Here is a 13,255-nt window from a genome sequence, read left to right as displayed (position 1 = left end):
TTAGTCAATAAGAGATATTTTTAACATTTTATATTCTGAATTTTTTGTTAATTGACACGAATTAACCGCGATTAATGTTGAAATCGTTGGTGGGACAGGATGTACGTTAAATTATTAAATATGTATCACGCTGAGTAATATGGAATTAAATCGAATCAGCTCACTTGTTTCCCCCCATAAATGACATTCCCATATTCACACCATCTTCTACGTCATTTACTACGTCATCTACTGGTGATGAACTTTGCCCACCTCCGCTTACATTCTGCAAAACACCATCTATACCATCGGACAGCATACCTGAGGCTACCTGCATAAGATTTGTATCACTTGATGAAGGCTCATCCATATCCATGTTTTGGTCATCAGTAGATTGGTCATTATTTTGATTTTGTATCATATTTAAACCATCGTTTACTATGTCTAAGGAGTCGTCTGCTATCTGCTTGACTACCCCTTCGGCTATATCGGCCATAATGAATACCTCGTATATAAAGCTCTATATATAAGAATAGCACAAAAAACAAACAATCTTCACATTATAGGCGCTGTCAAGCGATACAGTCCTGGTAAGCGTTTTATTTCCACTGAGTACTCTCAAGATCAATAAACTTATTTACCAATGCAGAAACTAGAAAAAATACGTCCCAATAAATCATCCGAACTGAATTCGCCAGTAATCTCACATAAGCGTTGATGTGCTTGCCGTAAATCTTCTGCTAATAATTCTCCAGCACGGTGTTCAACCAATTGTTGCTGCCCCGTTGAAAGTATATTTTTTGCCTCATCTAATGCCTGCAGATGACGTCTTCTGGCAAGAAAGTGTCCCTCATTCGGTTGATAACCCACAACGTGTTTTATCAATTGTTTCAAACCATCAATTCCTTCTCCTGATTTTGCAGAGATGTAGACGGTATGATCTTGTATTTGAGTATTATGTCCCAGGGTATCAATTTTATTGAATACGGTAATAATAGGAACTTCTGGAGGTAACGCAGTCTTAATTTCTTTGGTTAAATGATAATGCTGTTCCAAATCATTCACATCAACAACGAGTAAAACACAATCCGCTTTCTTTAACTCTTGCCACGCTCTTTTAATTCCTTCTTTTTCGACTACATCATTCGATTCACGTAGCCCCGCGGTATCGATGATGTGTAGCGGGATATCATCCAGTAAAATATGTTCACGCATGACATCACGTGTAGTGCCTGCAATTTCGGTAACTATCGCGATATCGCGTCCAGCTAAGCAGTTGATTAAAGTTGATTTGCCGGCATTAGGTCTTCCCGCAATCACCACGGATAAACCTTCGCGTAAGATCACGCCTTGATTTGCCTGAGCGCGTATCGCCTCTAATTCAGTTAAAATAGTATCTAACAAATGAGCTACTTTACCGTCATTAAGAAAATCAATTTCTTCTTCGGGAAAATCGATTGCCGCCTCTACATACAAACGTAAATAGATAATTTTTTCATTTAATTGATTAATTTTATTTGAAAACTCGCCTTGCAATGATTTTAAAGCCATGCGTGCTGCAGTTTGCGAACTGGCTTGAATTAAATCAGCGATTGCTTCAGCTTGAGTTAAATCAATTTTATCATTTAAAAACGCACGCTCAGAAAACTCTCCTGGCTGCGCCAAGCGCGCTCCGAGTTGAATACATGCTTTGGTTAGCATATCAAGAACAACAGGAGATCCATGTGCTTGAATTTCAACAACATCCTCTCCAGTAAAAGAGTGGGGCGCTTTGAAATAAATCATGATCCCTTGATCGATTAAAGAATCTAAAGTTTGCGATGTCTCATTCTCTGACAAGGAATAGAAGGAACAAAAAGTAGCCAAGCGAGGTTGTAATGTCTTATTTCCATTAAGTGAAACAGCAATGGAATATGCCTTTGAGCCTGATAATCTGATAATTCCTACCCCACCTCTTCCAGGTGGGGTAGCTATAGCTACTATTGTTTCTGTAGACATCTATTTAGCTGTAACAAGTTTTTTTGCAGGTTTTTCATCAGAGTACTTACGTGTAATGTACCATTGCTGCAATATGGACAAAGTATTATTCACAATCCAATACAATACCAAACCGGCTGGAAAATTCCAAAACAAGCCTGTAAACAACACGGGTAAAAACATCATGACTTTTGCTTGCATCGGATCAGGAGGTGCTGGATTTAATTTTTGTTGAATCAGCATCGTAGCCCCCATAATCAATGGTAATACATGATAGGGATCGGCTGAGGCCAAATCTTTAATCCAGAAAATAAATGGTGCTTGTCTTAACTCAACACTTTCCAATAAAACCCAATACAGAGCGATAAAGACTGGAATTTGAATCACGATAGGTAAGCAGCCACCTAAAGGATTTACTTTTTCCTGCTTGTATAACTCCATAGTAGCCTGGCTGATTTTTGCTTTATCATCACCATAACGTTCGCGCAAGGCCTGTAATTTAGGTTGTAATTTACGCATCCCAGCCATTGATTTATAGCTTGCAGCAGATAAACGATAAAATGCCAATTTAATTAATACGGTAACTAAAACGATAGACCAACCCCAGTTACCTACAAAATTATAAATCGCTCTCATCAACGAAAATAATAGGGATGATAAAAACCATAGAATTCCATAATCCACGGTAAGATCAAGTGATGGAGCAATATTTTTTAACACGCTGGTGATTTCTGGGCCTAGATACAATTTGGCACTGACATTTTTTTGCTCTTCGGGTTTCAGTGTAATCGGTTGGCTTACAGCACCAATGGTATAATCATTATTCACAGCGCGAGTATAAAACTTATTATTCGTATCAGCAGTTGGAATCCAGGCAGTTAAAAAATAGTGTTGCTGCATGGCAATCCAGCCACCTTTACTGTCCACATCCAGATTTGCTTTGTTCATATCGCTAAAACTTACTTTTTGATAACGATGTTTTCCTGGTTCTGAATAAGAAGCACCTGTATATGAGCCAACATGAAATACACTTGACTTGTCCTCTTTGGGTGAACTGCGTAACAACTGAGTATTCAAATATCCAGTCCACTCAGTATTGCTGTTATTAACAATCTTGTAATTTACATCAATAAGATAACTTCCTTTAGTAAAAATGAGTTCTTTTTTTACTTCGAGTCCTTCGTCATTTTTACCGCTAAGTGTCACTACCAATTGCTTCTGATCAGGAGCCAATTCGTATTGCTGTTGTGGTGTTGTGAAGTTCAAGTTGAGCATTTGGGGATTTTGTCCTGAAGGAACAACAAGACTGCTGTTAGCAACATAACGCTCACCAGGCTGATTTTGTAAAAGAAGAAAGGGTTTATTTTTTTCGTCTACGCTTTGAGGATAATCAAGGAGCTTCCCTGAAACTACGTCTCCATTCTGCAGATCAATACTCACATCTAAAACATCTGTTTTAACGCGAACTAATGGTGCATTACCGTTTTTAGGTTGTTCAACAGCTGGAGTTGTTGGAGTTGATGCTGATGTTGACGTATTCGATGGTGCTACTTGAGGTAACAATGGCTGCCCATTATTCTCTTGGCTCATCACATTTTCAGTTGGCATAGGTTTAGGAGGATAATCAACTTGCCAGGCATTCCAAAGTGATAAACTAACTAGCGCAAGCGCAATATATAAAACAATACGTCGTATATCCATCAATGATTCTCGTTGTTGGGGAGCACCGGATCGTAACCACCACGTGACCATGGGTGGCAACGCAATACTCTTTTTAAAGCCATCCATAAACCTTTGGTTATGCCGCATTGTTGGATAGCGCTTTCAGCATATTGTGAACAACTTGGGTAATATCGGCAACTTGGCTTTAACAAGGGGCTAATCAAATATTGATATAGTTTGATGGGTAAACAAACTATTTTTCGTAACATGAGATTAATTTTTTCCATGTTTTGCCCATTCTAGCGTTTACAATTGCATTTGTTTGTTTTGCTACGCCTTGTCTTGCTAAAAAAACCACATCGACTGCAGGTAATTCTTTTTGTCGAAAGCTTTCTCTTAACAGCCGTTTGATACGATTTCGGTCATGAGCTTTTGCTATCACTTTTTTTGATAACGCCAGCCCAAGTCGCGCATAACCTAAATTATTCTCTCTAAAGAGAACGATAAATTCGGATGTTACTATTTTTTTTGCTTGTTCAAACACATGATTATAATCTTTTTTTGTTAATAATCGTTGTGTTTTTTTAAATGCAAACACTTACGCAGTCAAACGTTTACGGCCTTTAGCACGACGACGTTTAATTACTAATCTACCTGCACGAGTAGCCATACGCTCACGAAAACCATGATCACGTTTGCGTTTTAAATTACTGGGTTGAAAGGTACGTTTCATGATGAACCTGCTAATAAATTATGAGGCTGGCAATGATAGAGAACTTTTTTTCTACTGTCAATTTTAGCATTTGATTATTTTTTGTATACGTTCCTTTTTTTAATTTGAAATATGCTGGCTGTTAATAACTTTATTAAATTTATTTTTTAAATTTTATTTTATTATTATGTATTTTATCTCTTGTTGATAACTTTATTATTTTTATAATAATCAATATCTTAACTTAAAATAAATCTTGTTTGTAAGCTCTTTTAAAGCCTGTGACCTATTTGTAGGTATTTTTATTTTTTGATTTATTCATTGTTTTATTATCATCTTATTCCCGTTATTCGATCGGGTTTATTCATAGCTAACTTGATGCAAGGTGATTTTATTTTTATCATTTATTAAGGGGTGATTAGGCAAGATCTGGTTCTTTTTCAAGAATAAAGAGTATTGGAAACCAATTACACGTATAGAATGTCTCTATAAAAAATGGCATTTACATCCATCTTCCTTTTGAAACGAAACCTAAATTGGGTTATATACTTTAAGGTTATTAATATTGTTCAGGGTGGAACTATGTATCTAAAGCTAATGGAAGGAATACAGCGTTTTCAAACTCAAGAATATAAAAAACGTAAAGAATTATTCGCAACTTTGGCAAATGGCCAACGTCCTGCGACTCTTCTCTTTGCTTGTTCCGATTCACGAATAATTCCAGCTCTTGTTACTCATACAGGGCCTGGAGATATATTTATTACACGTAACGTGGGTAATATCATTAACCCGTATTCTTCAGATCCTTCAAGTACAGCTGCAGCTATTGAATTTGCTGTAAAAGTACTTGGGGTACAAGAAATAGTAGTATGTGGTCATTCACGTTGTGGCGCCATGAATGGCTTGCATACTCCTCATCTTGAAGAAACCTTGCCTGCTGTTGCTGCCTGGTTAGCAGAAACAAAATCCATGCTAAACGTACAGGATGACTTACACAATCATTCTTTAGAATGTACTACAGAGAAAAATGTCCTGACACAAATTAAAAATTTAAAAACACATCCTGCAGTAATTGAGCAGCTTGAAACAGATAAACTAAGCATCCATGGTTGGATTTACGAGTTTGAAACGGGCAGAATACTAGCCCATGATCAATCAACAAGCCAATTTTTGCCTATTGAACAATTGAACCACTCTTTAGTACCTAGCAAAGCTTTACTGACGAGCAAATTATTAGATGGGGTGCTTCATTTTAGAAAAAATGATTTTCCAAAAAAGAAGGAATTATTTCAATCCTTAGCACAAGGGCAGCATCCTAAAGCGCTTTTATTTTCTTGTTCTGATTCGCGTGTGATTCCCTCTTTAATCACGGATACAGATCCTGGTGAGCTATTCGTTACCCGCAATGTAGGTAATCTTGTGCCATTTTATACTTCTATACCCTCTGGAGAAGCAGCTGCAGTGGAATATGCGGTAGATGTATTGGGAGTACAAGACATAATTGTATGTGGTCACTCCCATTGTGGTGCAATGAAAGGACTAATGGATCCTGATCTGGAGAAAGAATTACCCGCTGTTGCTTCATGGTTAATTTATGCAAAACCCACCTTAGAAAGGCTTAAAAGAAAATTTCCTGAGTACACGGAACATTCTTTGGTTTGCACTACTAAAGAGAATATTCTGCTGCAAATAGAAAATTTGCAAACACACCCAGCAGTCATTAGGAAGCTCTCTAATAAGCAGCTTCAGCTGCATGCCTGGTTTTATGATTTTGAGTCAGGAGAGATTTTGATTTATAGCCAGGAAAAAAAAGATTTTATCTCTTTTAATGATGCAGTAACAGAGATACTCCTCAGCGATGAAGTACTCACTAAAATGCGTACTATTGTTGAAGAAGAGGCTATGAACTATCTAAAAAATTTAGCCTCACCACAAACCGCAGATGATTGTAGAAGGGTAATGCCAGTATTGAATTACATTCGATTTAAAGGAATCTCGGTCATTTGGGACCAAATTAAAGCGCCCATAACCTCAAGGATTAAAGCAGAATTTGGTGGGTTATGTCCTCATCATACGGATGAACGGATAATTTCGCTGATTGAGAAAGGGTTAGAAGTAAAATTACCTGATATTAGGGATTTACAAAAATATGTAATGGCCTCTCCTGGCTATCATAAATTCAGTGGCCAAATGATGAGGCATTTTATTACCATGCCAAAACCACAAGAGCTGTCTGCGCAAAAAATTGAACTTGCAAAAACCATTTTTCAGCTATGAGATTTCGTCAAGTTAAGGAAGATATGTGGTAAATTCTCCCCTTACGGTTCAAACTAGGTAGACTGGTAACACTACTCCAGGAGCAAAAGGTGTTACCAATGAATTGGCTGAATGCAAAGGCAGAAATTAAGAAACTCTTGCACTGAAAGCTGAGGAAATGTAAGAAATTTATTTTTGAATTAGGAGAAATACATGTGGGTTAAGGAGTTATTTATTGATATCCCTACACGCGATAATGCACCAGAAACTAGATTGCACATACGGATAGTCTGTGAAAAGGAGGAAAATCTCGACAAAATGCCTTACGTTTTTATGCTTCCTGGCGGCCCTGGTGCCAACCATTCTCATTATAAGGATTATGAATGCCTCTGTACTACAGGCAATATGGTATTTATTGATCCCAGAGGATGTGGATTAAGCGATAAACAGGAGCCCTCATCATATACCATGGACAATTACATTCAGGATATTGAAGAGATTCGTAAACATCTCGATTTAGAAAAAATAGTTTTATTGGGTAAATCTTATGGAGCAATGTGTGCCTTAGGATATACCCTGGCTTATCCGGGACATGTTTCCAGCCTAGTTTTGGCAGCAGGTTCCCCAAGTTTCAGAAATCTTGAGTCAGCGCGTCTAAATGTTGAAAAAAGAGGTTCCCTGGCTCAACAAAAAGCCTGTGAGCTATTATGGGAAGGGAATTTTAAAAGCGATGAAGAGCTGGATCATTTTTTTGATGTCATGGATTCCATGTATTCCTGGAAAAAAAGACATAATCTTCCGGTAAGTCGACCCGCTCCGGATTATATTTTTGCGCATGAACCTTTGAATCAGGGATTTGGCGGATTTTTACGAACATTTAATTATGAGGATCGCTTGCATGAAATAGCATGCAAAACGCTCATTCTGGTCGGTGAAGAAGACTGGATTACTGATAAAAGACATTCCGAATTCATGGCGAGCAGGATACCTGATAATCAATTTATCGTGTTTCCCAATGCAGATCATTCCATGGAGTCTGATGTTCCAGAAGCATTCTTTTCAAGCATACACTCTTTTTTGAAAAGCCAGTTTGAAAAAAAATTGCATCATCATTTTTTTCAGGAAAAAGAAAATGCCAGGGAAAAAAAATATAATTTGACTGCGGATAAAAATTTTTCATTCAGTTGAAAAATTATCTGAGAAGCGTGTTTTTCTCTTAATATTTAAGACTAATAAAGTCTTCTTAGGTCTGTTTAAAAAGTTTAATCAACAAGCGCTCGGGCCTTGGCCCGACCTACCTTATTTTGGAATAGCCTTATTCGCTTAATACTTTTACAATAGCAGGCCACCAAGAACGGGTTAGAAAAGTATAAGTACTCACAATAACAAATGCATTAGCACAAGCAAGTAAACTGCCACCAATGTACTGATATGTTAGACTTAAAGATGGAGATTTGTTTTTGGCAATAAGCCCTGCCACATAGAGATTAGGGAGATAAAAGAAAAATGCCATAAACTGGTCAAAGTATCCATGAAAGTCTTTAGTATGCCCCCTTATACACTTGAATTAATGGGAATGAATTCTAACTTTTTTAGTTTTGGAGTTAATTCGGTAATCCCCTCATGTTCATTGCCATTACCATGCACTAATATTATCCCCCCTGGAGTAATGGGTTGGTGTTTTGCTATCCACGCATCAGCACCTAATGGTATCAAGCCATATTTCTTTATTTTCATAATTAATTTTTTATTGGAAATAAGACCAGGGAATCTAAAGAAAATGGAAGGCACCTGATTTTGTTCTAGGAGATATTTTTCAGTTAACAGGATTTCACTCTCTTCATTAATCATTTCTGATAAAAGAAAGTTATTTGCGTAGGGCAAATCATCGTAATAAGGATGACTAAAGGAATGGTTGACCCAAGTAATCGCTAATCGATTTTTTGCTTGCAGATCCAGTAGGTATTGAAACTCGTTTTGATGCATCAATAACCACAGTCCTGACATAGATACAGCCACAGGAATAGGTTTTTTATTAGATAAACTGGCTAATTGGTCAAAAAATTCTTTTTCAAATGGTACAGAAGACTGACACATATCTATAGTTAAGATGTTGCCTATAACATTACTTTTGGCATGCGTTAAACCGTAGTTTTCCATTACATAGGGTTTTGACGAGTATTTTTGCAGCAATTGATAATAATTTGTACTTGCAATTTGCCACTGAGCATAATCACCAAGTCGGTTACTATTTTTTCCATCAGTAAGAGAAATTTGGGTGATTGGTACAACACGGGTATCTAAGTTAGTTGTATTAACGATTAAAAATGAAGGAACATTATTTTTTTTGAATGTACGCAGAGCAATAGAAAGGGTCCCATCTTTAGTATAAACAGGTATATAGGTTCGTTGATAATCAGTAATCGTGATGTTTTCAGAGTATAAAGTTGTTGAAATGCAAATTAACGCAATATAAAAGATATTTTTTAAAAAATTCATTAATAATCAATAATGTTTAAAAAGGTTATCTATTTTAAATCGTTCCGAAATTAAACACAATTTTTACTTTTCTTAAGCTTAATAATGGTTTTTCGAATGGGAAATTTAAGGCGTTGATTATATGTTGTTATCACATGTAATCTGTTCATCTATTCTGGTAAAGTTCCATCTATCAAAACAAACTAAAAAATACAAGACATGAGACTATCTACAAAAGCTATTTTGGGCGCGCTAGGAAAACCCGCTGCCTCAACAAAAGAGTTTCCCATTGATCCCAATGAGCTTACAACGGAATATGCGCTCGCTGAGGCGATTGATGCACAACATGTGTCATTAGAAGATACGGATATGGTGGTGATTCTTTCCGGACGCAGTGGATTTTCAGGTAGCTATTTAGAGGTGGCAGCGGATAAGTTCGTTTTATGCGAAAATGAATACGATGAGACCGACACGGTTCGTCGAATGGAATATGGAATTAATATTGCAAAGCAATGCACGCAAAACAATCGAAATAAGGGTATTACTAAACCCGTTTATGTTTATTTCAATGGAGTTCAGCGACAAAATGAGGAACTGAGGAACATATTGAGAACAAAAGGGGAGTTCAATGGGTATCCTGCTGAGCTATTTATTATTGATGCGATTCCGTTTGACAATACTCTAGGGCAAGTTCTTGGCTTGAGCCGATTTCTTGATACGTACTGGAGTCATTTTTGCAAAACCTACAACTTAACTCGTTCGCCAAATCTAGTTATTTGTACCAGCAGCTATCATGTTCCTAGGGTAACGCTTGCTCACGGTGCAAACTCCCCTTTACTCACTGCTGCTTTTTGGCTTAAACAACCAGAGCTAGTAAAAAAATTATCTCATCAAATGCAAAAATATGTTTTAAATCCCGGCGAGATTCTTAAAAAATCAACTTTAATTGTGTTGGGTTGCGACCGACAAATTACCGCAAATCCATGTTGGGAAAAAGATTTAAAGGGGGATATGGAAGCTCGGGTTCGCTACTCATATCTACAAAAAGTTCCCTCCATAGCTCAAAATCGTGCTGATAATGATGTGACAGTTAAAAACGCTCTCGTGTTAAAGAGTTTTTATAATCTGTTCAGAGCTCCGTCGTTTTTTGCAGTGATTCAAAATCCAAAATCGGATAGGGAGCAAATAAATCAGGCTCAACAGGAAAAGGCAATTCAAATCAATGGGTCGTTAACAGTATCGTAGGATTTGCAAATTAAGATAAAGTTCTTTACAAAGTACAATATGAATCATTTGAGCTGTTTTCATTACCTAATGATTCTAAATTATTGGGACATTCATGAAACTTCTCAAATCTGCTTTGAATGCTATTGGATCAGGAGCCGGTGTTGCATGGCCATTGTATGGTATTGTATTTAGTGTACTCGGTGGGGCTGTCGCTAGTTTTTTTTCTTTAACTTTTGGGATTATTTCAATTTCTTTATTTTTTGCTGTGGGTATTCCTATTTTTTATTTTTCATATCAAGAAATGAAAAAGAATGAGGAAATTTTCCAAGCGCAATTAGATAAAAATCAACAAAAATTATTAACAGATATTCAGGAGTATATAAGCAGTATTGATAATTACGCGCTGTATGAAAAATGTACGGCAGATTTTAATGAAGTATTTGCAAGAATACTAATCATGGACCTTAATAAAATAGCGCGCGAAAGTCCTAATTCCCCTTTATGCCAAATTCTGTCGCTTTTTTATGAAGAATATAAATTAAAGCAAGCTATCCCAAATAATAAAGTTATATTAGAGCATATTGTTCATAATGTATCGCAACATTCTGTTCCCTTATCCAAAAAGATAGTTCCTTCTTTTTTTGCTTTTGTAGGTACTTTTGGTCCTATAGCAGGGTGTAGTGCTGGAGTTTCAGGATTATTGACAGGTATGGGGCTGTTTTCAAGTTTTGCAGCATTTCCTTTATTAGGATGGGGTATTTTAACAGTTGCATTAATTAGTGGGATTATAATGGCTTCTGAAGCCATTATTCAATCGAGTGACGATTTTAAAAAGAATGAGTTAAATCAAACGATAAAAAATATGCATAGTCAATTAAGCAAGGCAACAATGGAACGTGATTTAAATACAAGATTATGCTATCCCTTCTTGTCCTTAAAAGAGCAAAGTAAAGAAAAAAGATCATTTGAACCTATCAAGCAACCCATTTTCCCCAATTCTTTTATTAACCGTGCAAGCGATAAGAAGCCTAAATTAACTTTTTTATCTTTTTTTAATATGAATCAATCTTTTTCCAGCAGTGCACAAGATGAAGTAAATGTTTATAGTCCTTCTTGAATATCCCTTTTTTCAATGCGAATTCAAGTATTTTTCACGTCGAACTTGATTATTCTTTTGAAACGAGATTTCATATAAATCCTATTTATTTATGAGATATCGTTTATTTAGCGAGTTCACAATAGTTCTTTCGAACTCGAGTTATAAAAATATCCACACTTTTTTCTGTGGATAACTTTTCTTTATCCTCAAGCCTGAGTATAATTTGCTTGCAGCAGCACCTTAGTGAACTGAATAGGTTTCTTTCTTTGCTTCATGTGAAGTAATTTTCATGCTTAATTATCTTGCTGTCCAGGTACTTTCAGTGGCATATTTAAATGCTGTGGATAATTAGTTTTAATATTCTTTTTACCACCCTTCTTTGATGAGGAGTTATGTTGTGTCAGCATCTGTTTGGCAAAAATGTTTAGGACTGTTACAGGATGAATATTCTGCTCAACAATTTAATACCTGGTTGCGTCCTTTACAGGCTCATACAGACGATCAACGTTTAATTTTATTTGCACCGAATCGATTTGTTGTTGATTGGGTAAAAAAACATTTTTTTTCTCGAATCGAAGAATTGATAAAGCAATTTTGTGGTGATGAGATTAAATCAATTTCTATCGAAATCGGGAGCAAGGTTTCCAGCACCGACTCTGATTCAAGTTCTTCGGGTTCTTTTTCATCTGAAGTAAAAGCATCTGTGCCAACGAGCCCTACAGAAGTTAAGACTGCACCTAAAAAAGCGGTTGATTATAAGAGCAGCCACTTGAATAAAAAATTTGTTTTTGAAAGCTTTGTCGAAGGTAATTCCAACCAGCTGGCTCGAGCAGCGTCTATGCAGGTGGCGGAGCGGCCTGGTGATGCATACAATCCATTATTCATTTATGGGGGCGTGGGTTTAGGAAAAACACATCTGATGCATGCAATTGGTAATGCCATACTAAAGAATAATCCTGATGCCAAAATTCTTTATCTTCATTCTGAGCGTTTTGTTGCGGATATGGTGAAGGCTATTCAGACCAATTCAATCAATGAATTTAAACGTTTTTATCGTTCATTAAATGCATTGCTTATTGATGACATACAGTTTTTTGCAGGTAAAGACCGGTCTCAAGAAGAATTTTTCCATACCTTTAATGCTTTATTAGAGGGGCAACAGCAAATTATTTTAACGAGTGATCGTTATCCTAAAGAAATTGAGGGGATGGAAGAACGTTTAAAATCCCGATTTGGCTGGGGATTAACTGTGGCGGTTGAACCGCCTGAGCTTGAAACTCGAGTTGCTATTTTAATCAGTAAGGCAGAGCAGTCAAATATAGAATTGCCTTATGAAGTTGCCTTTTTTATTGCGAAACGGATTCGTTCTAACGTTAGAGAGTTAGAAGGTGCATTACGCAGGGTTATTGCGAACGCTCATTTTACAGGCAAACCAATTACTATTGAATTTGTTCATGAAGCCTTACGGGATCTTTTAGCGCTACAGGATAAATTGGTTACGATCGAAAATATTCAAAAGACGGTAGCTGAGTATTACAAGGTCAAAGTGGCTGATATATTATCAAAGCGGCGCAGCCGCTCTATTGCTCGGCCTAGACAGATGGCTATGGCTTTAAGTAAGGAATTAACCAATCACAGCTTGCCTGAAATTGGTGATCATTTTGGTGGTCGTGATCATACAACGGTTATTCATGCGTGCAGAAAGGTTAAGGAATTGATTCAGGATGACAGTGATTTTGCTGAAGATTATAAAAATTTAATGCGTATTTTGTCTTCTTAAGACCTATTCTCTTGCCTACGTCCCGCGACTTGTTCGCGGGATCCAGGAATCTGTTATATCACTTGATCCCACGAACAGGTCGCGG

At 36.8% G+C, this 13,255-nt stretch carries 13 protein-coding genes; 5 read left to right on the top strand and 8 right to left on the bottom strand.

Annotated elements, in window-relative coordinates:
- Positions 1-160 precede the first annotated feature (160 nt).
- The 6 genes from Lstg_RS03475 to rpmH all read right to left on the bottom strand — a co-directional run bounded on the left by Lstg_RS03475 (position 161) and on the right by rpmH (position 4,351).
- Entirely contained in the window at positions 161-475 is a 315-nt protein-coding gene (locus Lstg_RS03475) for a hypothetical protein (RefSeq protein ID WP_058476280.1), read from the bottom strand.
- Between the two features lie 137 nt (positions 476-612).
- Positions 613-1,977 carry a tRNA uridine-5-carboxymethylaminomethyl(34) synthesis GTPase MnmE gene (gene mnmE, locus Lstg_RS03470; RefSeq protein ID WP_058476279.1) on the bottom strand — a complete coding sequence of 455 codons (1,365 nt, stop codon included), beginning with the start codon at positions 1,975-1,977 and terminating at the stop codon, positions 613-615.
- Positions 1,978-3,657 carry a membrane protein insertase YidC gene (gene yidC, locus Lstg_RS03465; RefSeq protein ID WP_058476433.1) on the bottom strand — a complete coding sequence of 560 codons (1,680 nt, stop codon included), beginning with the start codon at positions 3,655-3,657 and terminating at the stop codon, positions 1,978-1,980.
- Positions 3,657-3,905, bottom strand: coding sequence for a membrane protein insertion efficiency factor YidD (yidD, locus tag Lstg_RS17485; RefSeq protein ID WP_082650793.1), 249 nt, complete (start codon positions 3,903-3,905; stop codon positions 3,657-3,659). Before yidD ends, yidC begins: the two co-directional genes overlap by 1 nt.
- Positions 3,872-4,216: a ribonuclease P protein component gene (gene rnpA / locus Lstg_RS03460; RefSeq protein WP_058476278.1), complete on the bottom strand. Its 345-nt coding sequence runs from the start codon at positions 4,214-4,216 to the stop codon at positions 3,872-3,874. The genes yidD and rnpA overlap by 34 nt, the downstream gene beginning before the upstream one ends.
- On the bottom strand, positions 4,217-4,351 hold the full coding sequence (gene rpmH, locus Lstg_RS03455; protein WP_019232681.1) for a 50S ribosomal protein L34: 135 nt from the start codon (positions 4,349-4,351) through the stop codon (positions 4,217-4,219).
- Positions 4,352-4,912: 561 nt separating this feature from the next.
- Here rpmH and Lstg_RS03450 point away from each other — a divergent pair.
- Both Lstg_RS03450 and Lstg_RS03445 read left to right on the top strand, forming a co-directional pair.
- Complete coding sequence (locus tag Lstg_RS03450) at positions 4,913-6,607, top strand: carbonic anhydrase (RefSeq protein WP_058476277.1); 1,695 nt, start codon at positions 4,913-4,915, stop codon at positions 6,605-6,607.
- A 192-nt stretch (positions 6,608-6,799) separates the two neighbouring features.
- Positions 6,800-7,774 (top strand): alpha/beta fold hydrolase, encoded by a 975-nt coding sequence (locus Lstg_RS03445; protein ID WP_058476276.1) that lies wholly within the window; start codon positions 6,800-6,802, stop codon positions 7,772-7,774.
- Positions 7,775-7,901: 127 nt separating this feature from the next.
- Here the strand turns inward: Lstg_RS03445 and Lstg_RS03440 are convergent, their stop codons facing one another.
- A complete protein-coding gene (locus Lstg_RS03440; RefSeq protein ID WP_058476275.1) occupies positions 7,902-8,099 on the bottom strand; it encodes a hypothetical protein in 198 nt (65 codons plus the stop codon).
- A 41-nt stretch (positions 8,100-8,140) separates the two neighbouring features.
- On the bottom strand, positions 8,141-9,085 hold the full coding sequence (locus Lstg_RS03435; protein WP_058476274.1) for a polysaccharide deacetylase family protein: 945 nt from the start codon (positions 9,083-9,085) through the stop codon (positions 8,141-8,143).
- A gap of 198 nt (positions 9,086-9,283) precedes the next feature.
- Between Lstg_RS03435 and Lstg_RS03430 the strand changes: the two genes are divergently transcribed.
- From Lstg_RS03430 to dnaA, 3 genes are all read left to right on the top strand, one after another.
- On the top strand, positions 9,284-10,309 hold the full coding sequence (locus Lstg_RS03430) for a hypothetical protein (RefSeq protein WP_238585363.1): 1,026 nt from the start codon (positions 9,284-9,286) through the stop codon (positions 10,307-10,309).
- Between the two features lie 94 nt (positions 10,310-10,403).
- A complete protein-coding gene (locus Lstg_RS03425; RefSeq protein ID WP_058476273.1) occupies positions 10,404-11,408 on the top strand; it encodes a hypothetical protein in 1,005 nt (334 codons plus the stop codon).
- 379 nt (positions 11,409-11,787) lie between these two features.
- Positions 11,788-13,170, top strand: coding sequence for a chromosomal replication initiator protein DnaA (dnaA, locus tag Lstg_RS03420; protein ID WP_058476272.1), 1,383 nt, complete (start codon positions 11,788-11,790; stop codon positions 13,168-13,170).
- Positions 13,171-13,255 lie beyond the last annotated feature (85 nt).

Origin of the sequence: Legionella steigerwaltii (assembly GCF_001468065.1) — a bacterium.
In the GTDB taxonomy this organism is placed as follows: Bacteria; Pseudomonadota; Gammaproteobacteria; order Legionellales; family Legionellaceae; genus Legionella; species Legionella steigerwaltii.
Note: the sequence above shows the minus strand (reverse complement) of the source record. Positions and strands in the feature narration are given on the sequence as shown.